Consider the following 16723-nt stretch of genomic DNA (forward strand, 5'->3'; position numbering starts at 1 on the left):
AATGAATTTTAAAGCGATTTTAGACAAGATAAAGCCAACGAATAATAAAGGTAGCTCGCAAGTTGTCCTGCTGGGCAATGATGCCATTTATATTTCATCGACAGAACAAGAGCCTCAAGTAACCAGTATTCCAGTGGTTAATGGAGACTGGGAAAGTGCGCTAAAAAAATCGCTTAGCAGTGAAGCGTTTACCACTCATAGCCTTCAATTGATCGTCTGTGCGAACTACTACCAAACCTACCAAATTGATAAACCGGATATTCCTGAGAGTGAATGGTCGGTAGCACTGCCTTTTTTACTCAAAGATCTTGTTTCTGAAAGAGTCACTGAAATTACGGCGAGTGCGGTCGCGCTACCAACGTCGAACAAGCTGCAAGTGTATGTTTTACCTAAAAAGCTGTTAGATAAGATCTTAAATGTTACCAACTCAGTTCAGACCGAACTAAGTGGTGTGGTTCCAGAAGATGAAATCTGGGGTTACAGTGCGGGTGAGCTGTCTAATTTCATTCTGTTACAACGCAGCACTAATTCACACTTTAAGCTTGGTGCGTTTGTTGAAAATACCGTCTGCTTTCAAAGAACAATTCGCAGTGTGGTTCCTCCTTTAACTGGTGTGGCATCAAGTGCTCTTCAGTTAGATGGCCTTGCTTTAGAACTGCAACGTTCGATTGACTACCTTTCTTCGCAGATTAAAGGCACTCAGCTTCACCAGCTGAAAATTTGCTGTGACGAAGAAGATGAAGCTGAATTACAGAGCGCTTTAAATAGTACATTGAGCTCGACGGTTTCATTGTTGGTTGAAGGTGATCGTGATAATACAGAGAGTTTGTTGGTCAAACTTGCCGCCGAAAAAGAGACTTTTAATGTCAATCTTTACCCTGAACATCTGAAGCCTAAAAAAGAATATTTTACGCTGACAAATGTTGTTGCGAGTTGGGCGCTCGTTTGTGTTTTGCTGCTTGGTGGTTATTTTGCGATGCAGTATCAAGTTTCTAATCTAGATAAAGATATAACAGCCCTGCAACAAGACTCGAATCAACTTAACAAGCAAGTTAACCAATTGAATAGTAAGTTAACTCAGCATAAACCGTCTCCAGAGAAAGTAGCGGCCGTTGCGCGTCTCAAACGTGAGACTGAGGCTAAAAAAGAGGCTTTGAAGGCTGTTGGACAATACGACGAATCCCAACAAGTCGGGTATTCTGGCGTCATGAATTCCTTAGCTAAATTAGGCCGAAATGACATCTCTCTTTCGCACATCTACATGACTCATGACACTCTAGATCTTAGTGGCTTGGCTCGTAACGCAAATGTCGTCCCTAACTGGATTGGTCAGTTTAAAAGTGAGCTTAATTTAGTTGGACGTGCTTTTGAAAAACTAAAAATAGGTCGTAATGATCAGGATGTGGTGACGTTTGAGTTAAGTACTCGTCGGGAGAGTAAATAATGCAGCAGTGGAATCAGCTTAGCGATAAGTTTCTTGCATTGAGCCAAAGAGAAAAATGGCTACTTTTCGTGTGTGGTTTTGTTGGACTATCCATGTTGTTGTTCACCTTACTGGTTGAGCCTGCGTATCTCGATCTGCAAGCGAAAAATGCCAAAATGACGAGCTTGACTCAATCAAACCAAAGGCAACAAGGTGAGTTACTTGTTCTACAAGCTAAGTTAAACAAAGACCCAGATAAAGAAATTAACCTCGAATACAAGAAACTGATGCGAGAGAGCCAAGATCTTTCACTGCAGCTTTCAGAGATTGTCGACGGGTTGATTACGCCTTCTCAAATGTCGCAATTATTGGAGAGTGTTCTTAATGCCGGCAACGGGCTTAAGCTTGAATCGCTAGAGTCGTTAAAACCAGAGGCGATTTCGAACAATAAAGAAACCAGTGAATATTCAGGCTACTTTCTTCACCCAGTGAGAATGGAACTAACAGGTAGCTATTTTGATATTTCAGCTTACCTTCAAGCTCTTGAGTCCCTTCCTGTTAGCTATTACTGGCGCACATTTGAATACACGGTAGAGGAATATCCTAAAGCTCGACTGGTGTTCGAGGTTTATACATTAGGTACCAGACAGGAGTTTATCGGTGGTTAGAACTCTTTTGTTGTCCTTGCTATTTAGCAGCTCCTTTGTGTGGGCTGAGCAAGATCCAACGGCGCCATTAGGCTGGCTTTCACCTCAACAGAAAACGGCACCTGCTAAGAAAGCACCAACTCGCTATCGCTTACCTTCTTTAGAAAGCATCGTGTGTAAAGGAGATACACCTTGTTATGCGATTATGAACGGTCAGATTCTCGGTCAAGGAGAGACGATCAGAGGGTATCGAGTTAAGAACATAGATCCAGAATACGTCACTCTGCAGAGAAGCTCTAAGCAGTGGAAATTAGAGATGTTCTCTTTAGATGTTAAGAATAATTAAGGTTAGAGTGAAGACATGCGTAAACTTGTAGTAGCAATTCTAGTGTCATCTTTAGTCGGCTGTTCGATGGGGCATAGAGATCCTGTTGAGATTAAAGAATCTTTAAACGAATCAATTAATGAAGCCAATAGCAGAGCGCTTCATGAGCTGCCTTCGTCGGTTCAAGATGACCTTATGCCTCAGCTTAGTTCTGATTCCATGTCTCCGGGTATGGATACCGTTAAGCGCTTTCGTATTCAAGCAAAAGGCGTTGAAGCGAGAACCTTTTTTGCCAGCTTAGTGAAAGGTACAGAGTACAGTGCAGCCATTCACCCTGGTGTATCTGGAAATCTTACGCTTAATCTAACAGACGTGACGCTAGATGAAGTATTGGCTGTTGCTCAGGATATGTATGGCTACGATATTGAAAAGCGTGGCAAAGTTATTCAAGTTTACCCTGCCGGTCTTCGTACTGTAACAATTCCCGTCGATTACTTACAAGTTAAGCGTGCCGGTCGCTCATTAACGACGATCACAACAGGTACGATCTCGAACTCAGACAACAACTCATCGAGCTCATCAAGTTCAAACTCTAACTCGTCGAATTCATCCAATTCTTCTAATTCTTCCAACTCTTCGAATTCAACGTCGAACGGTGGTACAGAGATTGAAACAACGTCTGAAAGTGATTTTTGGCCGCAGCTTGAAGCGGCAGTGGCTCACTTAATTGGCTCGGGTGACGGGCAAAGTGTTGTCGTTACCCCACAAGCGAGTGTGATTACCGTGCGTGCTTATCCTGACGAAATCCGTGAGGTGCGAGAGTTCTTAGGCATCTCTCAAAAACGCCTGCAGCGTCAAGTAATCCTAGAAGCTAAAATCATGGAAGTAACCTTGAGTGATGGCTATCAACAAGGTATTAGCTGGTCTAATTTATCGAAATCTATCGGTAGCGGTGGTGTGGTTATTGACCGTCCTGCAAGTACTCTACCTCCGCTAGATGCGATTAGCTCTCTACTTGGTGGGCAAACAAACGTAACGATTTCTGATGGTAGCTTCGAAGCGGTATTGAGCTTTATGGATACTCAAGGTGACCTTAACGTTCTTTCTAGCCCAAGAGTGACCGCATCTAACAACCAAAAAGCGGTGATCAAAGTCGGTACGGACGAATACTACGTAACGGATTTATCAAGTGCGGTCGGTAGTGGGGATAACGCGAATGTGGCTCCTGAAGTCGAGTTGACTCCGTTCTTCTCTGGTATCTCTTTAGATGTAACGCCTCAAATCGATGATAAAGGTAATGTGTTCCTACATGTTCACCCTGCCGTTATTGAGGTTGATGAAGAGGTTAAGGAGCTGAACCTAGGGTCTACGACGGGGCTGGTTTCATTGCCATTAGCAAAAAGTTCTATTCGTGAATCTGATTCGGTGATTCGAGCTCGAGATGGCGATGTTGTCGTGATTGGCGGTTTGATGAAATCAAATACCAGCGATGTGACCTCTAAAGTCCCATTCCTTGGTGATATTCCAGCACTTGGCCACTTATTCCGTAACACCAGTCAGCTAACGCAGAAAACCGAGTTGGTGATTTTGCTGAAACCAACCGTAGTCGGAGTGAATACTTGGCAATCAGAACTGGAGCGTTCACGTGACCTTCTTCAGCAGTGGTTCCCTGATGAAGAGTAATTGCCTACTTTCTCGATGTAGATTGGCAGCATCTTACTAAGCTAGGTCGCCTTATGTATCAAGCTCATTTTGGTTTTGAACAGCTGCCATTTACCCTAACGCCGAATACCGATTTCTTTTATGGTTTAGCGCCTCATTTTGAAGCGATTCAGACGGTAATATCGGCGTTGGAAATGGGCGAGGGTGTGATTAAGGTGACCGGAGAGGTAGGCACCGGAAAAACCATGGTTTGTCGAATGTTGGTTAATCACCTCCATGACTGTACAGCTCTGATCTACTTACCCAACCCTGTGTTATCAGGGGCTGATTTGCGCCATGCCGTTGCTACCGAGCTTGGCCTAACTGTTGAGAATGAAGCCACTTTGGTGGATAACATTCAACACAAGCTCATTGAATTACATAACTCAGGTTTAAGAGTGGTGGCGATTCTTGATGAAGCTCAAGCTCTATCGGATGAAGCCCTCGAAACATTAAGGTTGTTCGGTAACCTTGAAACGGAAGACAAAAAACTGCTGCAGATAGTGTTATTTGGTCAACCCGAATTAGATGCTCGATTAGAGGCTTACCACCTAAGACAGTTTCGTCAAAGAATCACATTTAGTTCAACATTGAGGCCACTGACTCTCGATGAAACCGTGGCGTATATTGATAATCGAATCGCTAAGTCTGGTGGTAATCCTGAGTTGTTCAGCTTGAATCAAAAAAAGGCAATTTGTCGCTCTTCATTAGGTATCCCTAGATTGATAAACCAACTTTGCCATAAGGCTCTATTGCTTTCGTTCAGTCAAGATAAGAAAAGTATCGACAATCAGCACCTGTTTTCCGCTATGCATGAAACATACGATGTGTGTAAGCCTAAATTTAAAACGCCAATACTGTGGGGTTGGAATTAATTATGAGCGTCATTAACAGCGCCTTGTCTGAATTGGCAAAGAAAAAATCTGCAACTTCGATTGAAGCGGCCGTCGTGCCTAAAGTAAAAACACGCTCCCCGTTAGTTTGGGTTATTGCAGGTTTTACTTTGAGTTTAGCAATGGGCGGGTGGGCGATATCGCAAGGCCCAGCGATTGAATCACCTATTGTTGAGCAGTCAATATCAACTCGAGATTTGCAGGTGCAAGTCTCTGTCGTTGACCATTCAAATGGCGCACAAGAAGATGTTCAACCGATTTCGTCGCCTACCAAGAAGTTGGTGACGTTAGACTCTGCGAACTTTTCAACAGAAAACACAGCGGTGGTAAAAAGTGCCCAAGCTAAGCCTATCGTATCTGAACCGGTGTTTGCTCCTGCCCCAAAAGTAACAAAACCGCAAACTCCAACTCAGCAGCAAGCTTTAGCTAAACCGCTAAGCAAGCCTAAAACTGAAATTTCCCAACCAGTTCATATTGCTAGTGTGGCAAAAAAAGAAACTATCTCTAATGAACGTGTAGCTCCTGATAGTTCAGAAAAAAGCGGGATGTTGATTGAGCAGGTTGAGTTAACACCTGAACAGTTATCCGTGAATGCACAAGGTCGCGCTCAGAAAGCACTTGATGCGAACGACCTGACGGGCGCATTGAAAGGTTATACCGAGGCGCTTCGTTACGCTCCAAAAAATGAAGATGTCCGTCAAAAACTGGCGATACTCTATTTTGGTAAAGGCGATACTCGCAAGGCCTATGAGCTTTATCAGTCTGGTATCAAGCTCAACATCAACAGTGAAAAACTGCGTTTGGGGTTATCAAAACTGCTGGTTAAAGCAAATCAATCAGAAGCGGCTTTAAGTCCTTTAATTCACTTGCCACCGAATCCGACCCAAAATTATTTGGCCATGCGTGCGGCGTTGAGTCAAAAGTCTCAGCAAGAAGAAGTAGCACTGGAGAGTTACCAGAAGTTGGTAGAGGTCGATTCAGATAACGCTCGCTGGTGGTTAGGCTTAGCGATTCAGCAAGAACGCCAGCTCGACTTTAAGGCCGCTAAAGTGTCATACCAAGGAGCTCTAACCAGAGTCGGTATCTCATCTCAATCACAAAACTTTGTGCGCGACCGGTTAAAAATACTTAATGCTTTAGAGGAGAGCGGCGATGCAAATTAGATTAAGAAAAAGACTTGGTGATTTGCTTGTCGAAGAAGGCATCATCACTGAAGCTCAAGTTGAACAAGCATTGGCAGCTCAGAAAAGTACCGGGCGTAAGCTAGGTGATGCGCTAATTGAGCTTGGCTTCTTGTCAGAACAGCAAATGCTGAGCTTTCTCTCACAACAGTTAGCGATTCCTCTTCTTGATTTAAGCCGAGCTGTTGTCGATGTTGAAGCGGTTCAGCTTTTACCAGAAGTGCATGCTCGTCGCCTTCGTGCATTAGTGATTGGACGCCAAGGTGACACTTTGCGTGTCGCGATGAGTGATCCTGCAGATCTGTTTGCACAAGAGTCTTTGCTTGGTCAGCTTGGTGATTACGCTCTTGAGTTCGTTGTTGCCCAAGAGAGACAACTGGTTGATGGCTTTGACCGTTATTACCGAAGAACCAAAGAAATCGCCTCGTTTGCTGAGCAACTTCACGCTGAACATCAAGTTAATGATGCCTTTGACTTCGATATTGCAGAAGAAGATAGCGACGAAGTTACCGTCGTTAAGCTGATTAACTCGCTATTTGAAGATGCAATCCAAGTGGGTGCTTCGGATATCCATATTGAGCCAGATTCAAACGTATTGCGCCTCCGTCAGCGTATCGATGGCGTGCTGCATGAAACATTACTTAATGAAGTGAACATCGCTTCTGCATTAGTACTGCGCTTAAAGCTGATGGCTAACCTCGATATCTCAGAGAAACGTCTTCCTCAAGATGGTCGCTTTAATATTCGCGCTAAAGGTCAGTCGGTTGATATTCGTATGTCGACCATGCCTGTACAGCACGGTGAATCTGTGGTTATGCGTCTTCTTAACCAATCAGCAGGTCTACGTAAATTAGAAGAATCCGGTATACCAAGCAATCTGTTGGTTCGTCTTCGTCAACAGTTACGCCGTCCACATGGCATGATCTTGGTTACTGGCCCAACGGGTTCAGGTAAAACAACAACCTTATACGGCGCGCTCAGTGAGTTAAACGAACCAGGTAAAAAGATCATTACCGCGGAAGACCCTGTGGAATACCGTCTTCCTCGTGTGAACCAAGTTCAGGTAAACCCTAAGATCAACCTCGACTTCTCGACTATCTTAAGAACTTTCCTGCGTCAGGATCCCGATATTATCCTTATTGGTGAGATGCGTGACCACGAAACGGTTGAGATAGGCTTAAGAGCCGCACTGACTGGTCACTTAGTATTGAGTACGCTGCACACCAATGACGCGGTAGACAGTGCGCTGCGTATGATGGATATGGGCGCTCCGGGTTACTTGGTGGCGAGTGCGGTTCGAGCAGTTGTCGCACAGCGATTGGTTCGTAAAGTCTGTAATGACTGCAAGATCGAAGATGAGTTAGACGAACCTCGTAAGCAGTGGCTGAGTGTCCGCTTCCCAAATCAAGTAGGTGTGCCATTTATGAAAGGCCGAGGTTGCCAGAACTGTAATTTAACCGGTTACCGTGGGCGTATTGGTGTCTTCGAGATGTTAGAGCTAGAACAAAACATGATGGATGCCCTCAGAGCGAATGATGCGGTTGGTTTTGCCCAAACGGCAAGACAGTCTGAAAACTACAAACCGTTACTCGCGTCTGCGATGGAGCTTGCTTTGCAAGGGATCGTGAGCCTTGATGAGATCATGTATCTTGGCGAAGGCGATGCTTCCGGTGCGACTGACCCAATTTATCTGTAAGGGTAGAGTGATATGCCAACGTATCGTTATGTAGGTCGCAGCTCTGATGGTAGCCAAGTAAGTGGGCAATTGGATGCGAATAACGAAGATCTTGCTGCTGAAAGTTTGATGAGTAAAGGGATCATTCCAACCTCTATCAAACTGGGTAAAAGTGGTGGTTCAACCTTAGATATGGATGTATCGAGCCTGTTTTCGCCAAATGTACCACTTGAGGTCTTGGTTCTGTTTTGTCGACAGCTATACAGCCTAACCAAGGCAGGTGTACCACTATTAAGGTCGATGAAAGGCCTCACTCAAAACTGTGAAAATAAACAGCTAAAAGCGGCGCTTGAAGAGGTGGTCGCTGAACTAACCAATGGTCGTGGATTAGCAGCATCGATGCAGATGCACCCTAAGGTATTTAGTCCGCTGTTTGTGTCGATGATCGGAGTGGGTGAGAACACGGGTCGTTTAGACCAGGCTTTGCTGCAATTGGCGGGTTACTACGAACAAGAAGTCGAGACTCGAAAGCGAATCAAGACCGCGATGCGTTATCCAACCTTCGTGATCAGTTTTATTTTGATCGCAATGTTCATACTTAACATCAAGGTTATTCCACAGTTTTCTAGCATGTTCGCACGTTTCGGTGTTGAGCTGCCGCTGCCTACTCGGATCTTGATTGGTATGTCGGAGTTCTTTGTTAATTATTGGGGCTTAATGCTTGGCGTTATCTTTGGTCTTATCTTTGCTTTTAAAGCATGGGTTAAGACAGACAAAGGGCTAGAAAAGTGGGATAGATTGCGCTTAAAGATGCCAGTTATTGGTGGGGTGGTAAATCGAGCACTGTTGTCACGCTTTTCACGTACTTTTGCCTTGATGTTAAAAGCGGGTGTGCCACTTAACCAATCGTTAGCGTTATCGGCCGAGGCTCTGGACAATCGCTTTCTAGAATTACGAGTTCAAGCCATGAAGTCAGCAATTGAAGCGGGTAGTACGGTTTCATCAACTGCGATTAACGCCGAAATTTTCACACCACTGGTGATACAAATGATTTCAGTCGGTGAAGAGACGGGGCGTATCGATGAGCTCTTGCTCGAAGTGGCTGACTTTTATGATCGCGAAGTCGATTACGATCTAAAAACCTTAACTGCCAGAATTGAACCGATCTTGTTAACCATCGTTGCAGGTATGGTGTTGATTTTGGCGCTAGGTATTTTCTTGCCGATGTGGGGAATGCTGGATGCAATCAAAGGCTAGGGAATGCTAAATAACCTACAACGCTCACGTTTTGTTATTTGGAGTGTGGTTATTCTTTTTCTGATTGTAGGCCTACTTTCGTTATCGAAAACGGTAGAAGAAGAAGCGACTAACACGGCATTTATCGTGGCGAGTAAGCAAATGCTAGAGCGAGCCAATCGTTTCAAGCAGCAGTATTTATTAACGGGTGTTGAGCGAAATGGTATTTCAGAGCAACCAAGGTTATATAGCCGAACGGGTTGGATAATGCCGATCCAAGGTTCAGAACGGGACTGCAATTATTGGCTGGATCAATTGTATCCTCAGGGGAGCATTTTAGGGCTAAGCTTTCCAAGTGTTGAAGATAAAAGTGATAACATACAGTTTCATTGCAGTTATCATTATAGTGATAAGTATCAGGTAGATATATTACTCAAAAAAGAAAGATTTAGTATTAAAGCCAATATTTTGGCTTTGTGAAAATATTGACAGTTTTTGTATGGTTTTATACGAGCGTGAATGTATAATGCGCGTTAATAATTAGATGAGTAGGTAGAAAATGCTTAAGAATCAAAAGGGTTTCTCCCTTGTCGAATTAGTCATAGTGATTGTGGTCGTTGGTTTATTGGCGGTGGCTGCTTTACCTCGCTTTCTCGATGTGACAGATGAAGCCAAGAAATCAAGCATTGAAGGCGTTGCTGGTGGTTTTGCAACGGCAGTTTTGTCGGCAAGAGCACAGTGGGAAGCAGAAGCGCGACCATCAGAGAAGATAGGTGTTGAAACATACAATACTGTAAATTATGATGGTGTTGATTTTTGGTTAACAAGATCAAAGAACAGTAACAACGAAGATACCGACTTTCGAGATGGTTACCCTTGGACTCTGAATAATAATTCTAGCACCGCGCCACAAGACATTTCAGATAAAACATGTTCTGAACTGATGGAAAACTTGCTGCAAAATCCACCTAAAGTAGGTGCGGTTTCGGAAGTTGATAGTGACTCAAATTACAAATATTCAGCGCAAGCGAATTCAGGTGATGCAACCTGTACCTACGTTCAATTAGAAGGTAGTACCGAGCATGAGTTTGTTTACGAAATTAAAACTGGTCGTGTGACCGTAACTTTGCAGTAAGTCTGCGTAAAATTAAACATAGAGAGAGCTTAACTATGAAAAGACAAGGCGGTTTCACCCTAATCGAATTAGTGGTTGTAATTGTTATTCTTGGTATTCTTGCTGTAACTGCGGCACCACGTTTCCTAAACCTGCAAGATGATGCGAAAAATTCAGCGCTTCAAGGCCTGAAAGGTGCAATGTCTGGTGCTGCTGGCATTACTTATGGTAAAGCGGCCGTTGATGGCGTTGAGAGTGTTGACCGTAGAACGGATGCTGATGTTTCTGCTGCTGGTATTGCAATTAACTTTGGTTACCCAACAGCGACAAGCGCTGGTATCCAAGTCGCAGTTGAAGGTCTTGCTGAAGATTGGGATGTTTTGACATCTTCTGCAACTGCACCTGCTTCAATTACTTATGGCTTTGCTGGTTATACGGATAGTTGTGTTGTTTATACTGAAGCTGTAGATGCGGATACTGCGGCTACAGCTGTCGTTACAGATGTACCTGCTAACTGTCGATAAGCTTTAATCGTTTCATATTGGCCAGCCGTTGCTGGCCTTTTTTATATCTGCAACACATAAACATCAAAATACATTAGTTACATATAATTTTGACTGTTCATTATCTTGTATACTTTATATTCGCTAGGCGGTTAGAGGCTCATCATGGATAACAACCCCACATCCAACGGTTTTACTTTGATAGAGCTGATCATTGTTATCATCATCCTTGCTATCGTATCTATTACAGCGGTATCACGTATGCCTGGCCGAAGTGGTTTTGAACTTTATGCTTTACAGGATCAAGCCATCTCAGTTGTAAGGCAAGTTCAAGTCAATCGCATGCAATCAAATATTGATTCGTCATCATCTCTAGATCAAGCTAACTTTCAACTATCTGCCAATGGTAATTGTTTAGGCTCTCCTAATGCGTGTTCATCAGATGAAAACACTGAGCCAAGAAGTGATCGCGTGATGGATGACGGATACCAATTCCAATTCCAGCCAAGCCTCATTGATAATACTCTTGAATTTGATCTCCTTGGTAACCCTCTGTCTGCTGCTTCAGCTGGAGTGGGTATTTCAATCAGTGAGCAAGGAAACACTAGTAACCGTGTTTGGGTATGTATCAATGAACAAGGATTCGTTTCTGCTGAAATAGGAGGGTGTTGATAGTGACAACCAATGCCAAAGGATTCACTTTAATAGAATCAGTGATTGTTATCGTCTTACTGGGATTTGCGGCGCTTACATTATCCTCTTTTTTAGCTCCGCAATCTGCCCAATCTAGCGATGCCAATTATTACAACAGAGCTTCAGCGTTAGGCGGTAGTGTTATGTCTAGGTTACTTGCTCAAAGCTATAGCGATATTGATGCTTTTGACGGTGAAACCGATTTAAGTAATCTGATAAAAGATGCATCTACTTACTCGAACTTTCAAATAGAGGTATCTATAGACCCAGTATCAGGCGCGAGTAGTAATCTTAAATCTGTCATTGTTGAAGTTACTGCAAGTTCACAGCCAACAGTGTCCTTTAACGCTTTTAAGGGGAACTATTGATGCGAATTAAAGGTTTTACATTGATCGAACTGATTTTAGCCATCGTTGTATCTAGCATTCTGTTGCTCGGTTTAGCTAATTTCACGGAAGTGGGTGTAAAAGGTTATTTTGGTACGGTAGAACGTTATCGCTTACAAACTGAAGCCAATTTTGTTATTGAAAAAATATCGCGTGAGATGAGACATGCAGTACCAAACCTATTTCCCTCAGCAGCATCGAGTGGGTGTGTCTCTTTTTACCCAATCGTAGATTCTGGCTTCTATGTTGTCTCTGGGGCAGATATCAATTTTTTAGTAAGCGATTCAGATAGTGATATTCAATCACTGCAAAATTTATCAATGGTTATCAACCCAACGCGCCCTTACGAAGAAATTAATAAAATCGATAATGTATTCCCATTGACTAATGTTAGCGAAGCTACAGGTACAAATGTATCAGGGGCTGCGTTTACTTTGCTCGGTCAGACGAATGACTTGGTCGGAGGTTCTGTGAGTAATAGGCATTATATTTTTGATGATGATAACCCTGTTGAATACTGCCTTTCTGGCGATAATTTTTTAACAAGATCCAATGGTGGAGAACCAGTCATCATTAGTGATAAATTAAATGTTGCTCAAAGCTCCCTTTTATATTCTCCGGCTACGGTTCAGCAAAACGGAATTGTAGATTTAACTCTTACATTTACTATTAATGATGAAACCACGACCTTTGAACAAGAAGTGCAGGTGCTAAATGTCCCTTAATTATCAACAGCGTGGTAGCGCACTTGTCATTGTTATTTTTGTGATTGTTATTATTGGCTTTCTTGCGACAAGTTTAACGCGTACCAGTTGGTCAACTCATGACACTAATACTCGTTCTGTATTGGGCACTCAAGCTTGGCTATTGAGTCATTCTGTAAATGAGTATGTGATGACTCAATTTTATCCGAGTCTTGATCCACTTGCTTCTTCTGCTGTTTCAGCCGTGTGTACTAACCTAGAGCCACTTGGTGTGATTTCTGAAGCTAAATCTTTGATATCCACAGTACCAATGAACTGCTCTCTCAATAGTTTAGAATGCTCAAGTCGGGGTGAACTAGGTGGTTTGGTGTTTTATGTTTTAGAGTCATCTGTAATTTGCGGCTCTGGTGTTAGTCGAGTTCAACGTAATCAAGAAGTTTGGGTGAGGGATTGATTTATGAACAGTTGGTTTAAGATTCTTTTATCAATATGCATTATTTATAGCTCCCAAGCGCTGGCGCAGTTCGAATTTGGAGAGATAACCAATGACGACTGTCTTCAAGAACAGTGTTTGATTAATTTTAAGAATAGATATTCAGAGCCCCCGGTTATTGTACTAATGTCTTCTATCTCTCCAGATGATCCGGCTGATGATAATCCGTCTGCAGTGTTGGTTGATACTATTACCAATTCTTCTGCTTGGATTAGGCAGAGAAGCATTTTTAGTTTTGGTAATGAAGAGATGGATCCTATCTACTTTCTTGTCGCTGAACCCGGTGAAATAGTTCTAGATCCAAATCAGCCAAATCGAGTGATAGAAGTTGGAAAGCTAACGACAAATAGATATCAAAGGCAAGGAAGTCGTATTGGTGAAAGTTGGGGGAATCATAGTTTTACTTCCAACTTTAATGGGCAAGCACCCGTAGTATTCAGTCAGATCCAGCCTGATCCTGGGCGTACTTATTTTGTAACTTCTACAGTTCAAAATGTTTCATCAGCGGGGTTTCAGTATGCGTTGGAGTTTGGCCGACAAAGCTTACCAAATACCAGTAATCAGCGGACTCGAACATTTGGATATATTGCCGCTCCTGTTTTTTCGGGGACAACCAGCGATGGCTTTAATTTTGAATTTGGCCGCCCTTTGAGAACTTATGCCCAAGCAAGTAACTCTGACTCAGCTTTTGAAGCATCATGTCGTAACAACACCGTTCCATTTAAACAAGATTATGACCATTATGCGCCAATAATTCGTAAACAAGTTCGTAATGGGGGAGATGGAGGTTGGATTCGAGTCTGCGATGTATCTCAAGATGACAAAGTAAGCATTATCATTGAAGAAGATGCTTCTAATCGTAGTCATCCTGTAGGTGAGACTGTGGCATATGCTGTCTTTGATCAAGAACTGTCTCGTGGGCGTGATGTATGTGAGGTCTTCACTGGGCCTGCTCAGTCATGGACCAATCAGTCTAAATTAAAAATGGTTGGTTCTACTCGTATTTTTGGAGCAGCTAACGCATTGGTTGGGTTTGGCAACGTAGATAGTTACAGTAACCCACCTACGTCTTGTGACACCGGTATCTGTACTGTGGATACTAGCCTCATTACTCCTAGACCTCCATTTGATAACTTAGTACCGTCGGGGCCAAGTAGAACTTTCAATGGTAGTGGAAGCGTTGATTTTCCTGAAGGAAGTTACACCTCAGTTACTATTGGTGGTAACAGAACAGTGAATTTTACGGGGTCAAACTATGAGATTGGGCGCCTGGAAATTTCGGGAAGTGCAACGATTAACTTATCGAGAGGAACTTTAATCCTTGCCAATGATATTGACATCGGTGGGAATCCTTCAATTAATGTGCCAGGCAACAATCCGGGGAATTTAATACTCTGGGCTATCCCTCAAGAGCGAGGGGGGGATGCTGAAGTTGATATCGGCAGTGGTATTACGCTCTACTCCTACATTTTTAGTGCTGATGAAGTAGAGCTCAGTGGTAGCTCGCATATTTTTGGTTCGATAACGACCAAGCATTTAGATATGTCTGGGAGTGCCAGGCTTACACACACCACAGGTGAGTGTTTACCTAGTGAAAGTGATGTTAGTTTATCTGTCAGTCCGTTACGCCAAGTCGCATTAATGTGTGGGGATGATACTCCTAAAATATCCGTAACTACAAGCAGCGATGATGGAGGTATATCAAAGGGGTTCAGCGTCGAATTTAACAATGCATCAGATAGTTCATTATTTTCAATAACTTCTGATAGTGGCACGTTTCCCAATTTTACAACGGATACATTTGGAGCGGCAGAGTTGACAGTCAACGTTACGGATATCGATAACATTGAACTGGATAAAAATTACCAAATTACGGTTACGCTCGACTCTGACACTTCACAGAATGAGACAGCAACGTTCAAGTTTGTCCCGTTTACTTTTAAGTCAACGGAGTCAAATAATATACTTGATGTGATTGCAGGAAAGCCAACCTCTGTTACAGCACAAGTTTTAGCATGTGATGATGAGAGTAGTACCGTTGCTATTAATTATGAAGGGACACCAAGCATTACTCATCGAGTTGAACTTCCAACACCAAGTAATGGTGGCACTATTGGCACTCTTGATTATGAGCCAGTCTTCACGCCTCAGGAAAACGGCAGGACGACGGATTTTTTGACGGTTTCTGAATCCGGCGAGTTTACAGTATCGCTTAAAGATCAATTTGAGTGCACTGGGTATGATGGTTGCCCGAGTGATAATCAGTACGAGGTTGAAGGTAGCATCACAGTTAAATCGCGCCCTTGGACTTTCGCCGTTTGCCCTACACAATCTAATACTAATGGTAATAGTATCGATGCAAACTCGGACTCATTTATAGCAGCTCGAGAGGTGTTCAACTTACAGGTTAAACCAATTCGTTGGGATGGAGCGCTCGATGGGGTGGTTGATGGGGAGAGCAAGCGAGAGCGACAAAGAGATGCCAATGTAGACTTTTGTTCAGGGTTTGTTACAAAGAACTTCTTTAAAGTGGGAGTTGATGCTTCGGTGACACTAACGCATACAATAGCCACTCCAGAACAAGGGAGTACAGGTTCAGTATTAACTGGGCAAACAATTGATAACATTAGTGGTAGTGATGTTCTTGAATTTACGAATATTCAAATCGATGAAGTTGGAAGCTTTCATTTTGCCGTTAATGCGACCAGTAGTTTTTACGATTACGTTAAAGAAGGGATTGAGCAGGGAGCCCGTGAACTGGGCCGTTTCTATCCTAAATATTTCCAAGTTATCGATCAAGGTTGGAGCTATGCTGGTACCCAAACATTCAATTATATGAACCAAAACTTTGAACAAGTGAGCTTTGACGCTGAAGCTTTATCCAAAGAAATGTCGATTAACGGCGGAGCTAAAGAGCCTCAACCTGTGCACAATTACCAATATTTTGATCGAAAGTTAAAAACGAGTTTTTCTTTATATGAGAGTAAGCTGTCAACACGCCTAATCTCACCAAGCTTTGGAGATGGGGCTTGGAGTGGAACGAATCAGAGTGTTGGTCGCTTTTCAGTTGATCTATCTGGGGAGTGTGGAGGAAATATTAGTTTCTGCTTAACCAAGGCAGATACCGAAATAGAGTATGAAGATGGGCCATATAATTTTAATGAAGGAACGTCTGGAGATACTACAGACATTAGGCTAGCTGTTGAAGATAACGTTGATCCTGTTGAGTTTTGGAATGATGGTGACCAGCTCTTAAAAGAACCCGATATCCGCTTTGGTCGAATAGATCTAGACGATGTTGGTGGTAACTCAGATACAACTATTGCTATTCCATTAAGAGCTGAGTACTGGGATTCCAGCCGTAAGCGCTTTGTTCTGAATGACGATGATAGCACTACACGTGTTGATGCATCCACGAGCGCTAGCGATGTAATTTGGTCAGAAGACGGTAGTCTTACCACGAAAGTGACACTCGCTAATGGCGGTCAAGTCTCTGATGGAGAATCTCGTAACCTGAAGGCTTCTCAAGGCGAAAGCGTAAGTATCCGTGAGCAAGTCCAGTTGTGGCAAAGCATGGATGATACTCCATGGCTTAGATACAATTGGGATAGTGATAAAGTATCGGATGTCAATGGAGAGCAAGATCCCTCCACCGTCGTCACATTCGGCATCTACCGCGGTAACGATCGTGTGATCTACCGAGGGGAAAGTGGTTTAACAGGTCAGTAATAATATAATTTTTGCCCCTT

16 protein-coding genes are annotated in these 16723 nt (G+C 43.1%); all 16 read left to right on the plus strand.

Annotated elements, in window-relative coordinates; genetic code table 11:
* Nucleotide 1 precedes the first annotated feature (1 nt).
* The 16 genes from BCT34_RS09610 (at nt 2) to BCT34_RS09685 (ending at nt 16703) form a co-directional block, all read left to right on the plus strand.
* The gene (locus BCT34_RS09610) at nt 2-1444 is read left to right on the plus strand and encodes an MSHA biogenesis protein MshI (protein ID WP_076654594.1); all 1443 of its coding nucleotides are present in this window, start codon (nt 2-4) and stop codon (nt 1442-1444) included.
* Nucleotides 1444-2091, plus strand: coding sequence for a type 4a pilus biogenesis protein PilO (gene pilO / locus BCT34_RS09615; protein WP_076654595.1), 648 nt, complete (start codon nt 1444-1446; stop codon nt 2089-2091). The genes BCT34_RS09610 and pilO overlap by 1 nt, the downstream gene beginning before the upstream one ends.
* Complete coding sequence (locus tag BCT34_RS09620; RefSeq protein ID WP_017061346.1) at nt 2084-2416, plus strand: hypothetical protein; 333 nt, start codon at nt 2084-2086, stop codon at nt 2414-2416. The genes pilO and BCT34_RS09620 overlap by 8 nt, the downstream gene beginning before the upstream one ends.
* Nucleotides 2417-2431: 15 nt before the next feature.
* Entirely contained in the window at nt 2432-4078 is a 1647-nt protein-coding gene (gene mshL, locus BCT34_RS09625; protein WP_076654596.1) for a pilus (MSHA type) biogenesis protein MshL, read from the plus strand.
* A gap of 53 nt (nt 4079-4131) precedes the next feature.
* The gene (locus BCT34_RS09630; RefSeq protein ID WP_076654597.1) at nt 4132-4971 is read left to right on the plus strand and encodes an AAA family ATPase; all 840 of its coding nucleotides are present in this window, start codon (nt 4132-4134) and stop codon (nt 4969-4971) included.
* Nucleotides 4972-4973: 2 nt separating this feature from the next.
* Nucleotides 4974-6152, plus strand: coding sequence for a tetratricopeptide repeat protein (locus tag BCT34_RS09635; protein WP_076654598.1), 1179 nt, complete (start codon nt 4974-4976; stop codon nt 6150-6152).
* On the plus strand, nt 6142-7866 hold the full coding sequence (locus tag BCT34_RS09640; RefSeq protein WP_076654599.1) for a GspE/PulE family protein: 1725 nt from the start codon (nt 6142-6144) through the stop codon (nt 7864-7866). The genes BCT34_RS09635 and BCT34_RS09640 overlap by 11 nt, the downstream gene beginning before the upstream one ends.
* Before the next feature lie 12 nt (nt 7867-7878).
* Nucleotides 7879-9102 (plus strand): type II secretion system F family protein, encoded by a 1224-nt coding sequence (locus BCT34_RS09645; protein ID WP_076654600.1) that lies wholly within the window; start codon nt 7879-7881, stop codon nt 9100-9102.
* Between the two features lie 3 nt (nt 9103-9105).
* Nucleotides 9106-9561 carry an MSHA biogenesis protein MshF gene (locus BCT34_RS09650; RefSeq protein WP_076654601.1) on the plus strand — a complete coding sequence of 152 codons (456 nt, stop codon included), beginning with the start codon at nt 9106-9108 and terminating at the stop codon, nt 9559-9561.
* A gap of 79 nt (nt 9562-9640) precedes the next feature.
* Complete coding sequence (locus tag BCT34_RS09655; RefSeq protein WP_076654602.1) at nt 9641-10216, plus strand: prepilin-type N-terminal cleavage/methylation domain-containing protein; 576 nt, start codon at nt 9641-9643, stop codon at nt 10214-10216.
* Nucleotides 10217-10251: 35 nt separating this feature from the next.
* Nucleotides 10252-10719 (plus strand): type II secretion system protein, encoded by a 468-nt coding sequence (locus BCT34_RS09660; protein WP_076654603.1) that lies wholly within the window; start codon nt 10252-10254, stop codon nt 10717-10719.
* A gap of 144 nt (nt 10720-10863) precedes the next feature.
* Entirely contained in the window at nt 10864-11370 is a 507-nt protein-coding gene (locus BCT34_RS09665) for a prepilin-type N-terminal cleavage/methylation domain-containing protein (RefSeq protein WP_076654604.1), read from the plus strand.
* A gap of 2 nt (nt 11371-11372) precedes the next feature.
* A complete protein-coding gene (locus tag BCT34_RS09670) occupies nt 11373-11759 on the plus strand; it encodes a type II secretion system protein (protein ID WP_076654605.1) in 387 nt (128 codons plus the stop codon).
* Nucleotides 11759-12502: a prepilin-type N-terminal cleavage/methylation domain-containing protein gene (locus tag BCT34_RS09675; RefSeq protein WP_076654606.1), complete on the plus strand. Its 744-nt coding sequence runs from the start codon at nt 11759-11761 to the stop codon at nt 12500-12502. Before BCT34_RS09670 ends, BCT34_RS09675 begins: the two co-directional genes overlap by 1 nt.
* A complete protein-coding gene (locus BCT34_RS09680) occupies nt 12492-12935 on the plus strand; it encodes an MSHA biogenesis protein MshP (RefSeq protein WP_076654607.1) in 444 nt (147 codons plus the stop codon). The genes BCT34_RS09675 and BCT34_RS09680 overlap by 11 nt, the downstream gene beginning before the upstream one ends.
* A gap of 3 nt (nt 12936-12938) precedes the next feature.
* The gene (locus tag BCT34_RS09685) at nt 12939-16703 is read left to right on the plus strand and encodes a DUF6701 domain-containing protein (protein ID WP_131828419.1); all 3765 of its coding nucleotides are present in this window, start codon (nt 12939-12941) and stop codon (nt 16701-16703) included.
* Nucleotides 16704-16723 lie beyond the last annotated feature (20 nt).

The sequence above is a fragment of the Vibrio sp. 10N.261.45.E2 genome (genome assembly GCF_002875705.1).
Lineage (GTDB): Bacteria > Pseudomonadota > Gammaproteobacteria > Enterobacterales > Vibrionaceae > Vibrio.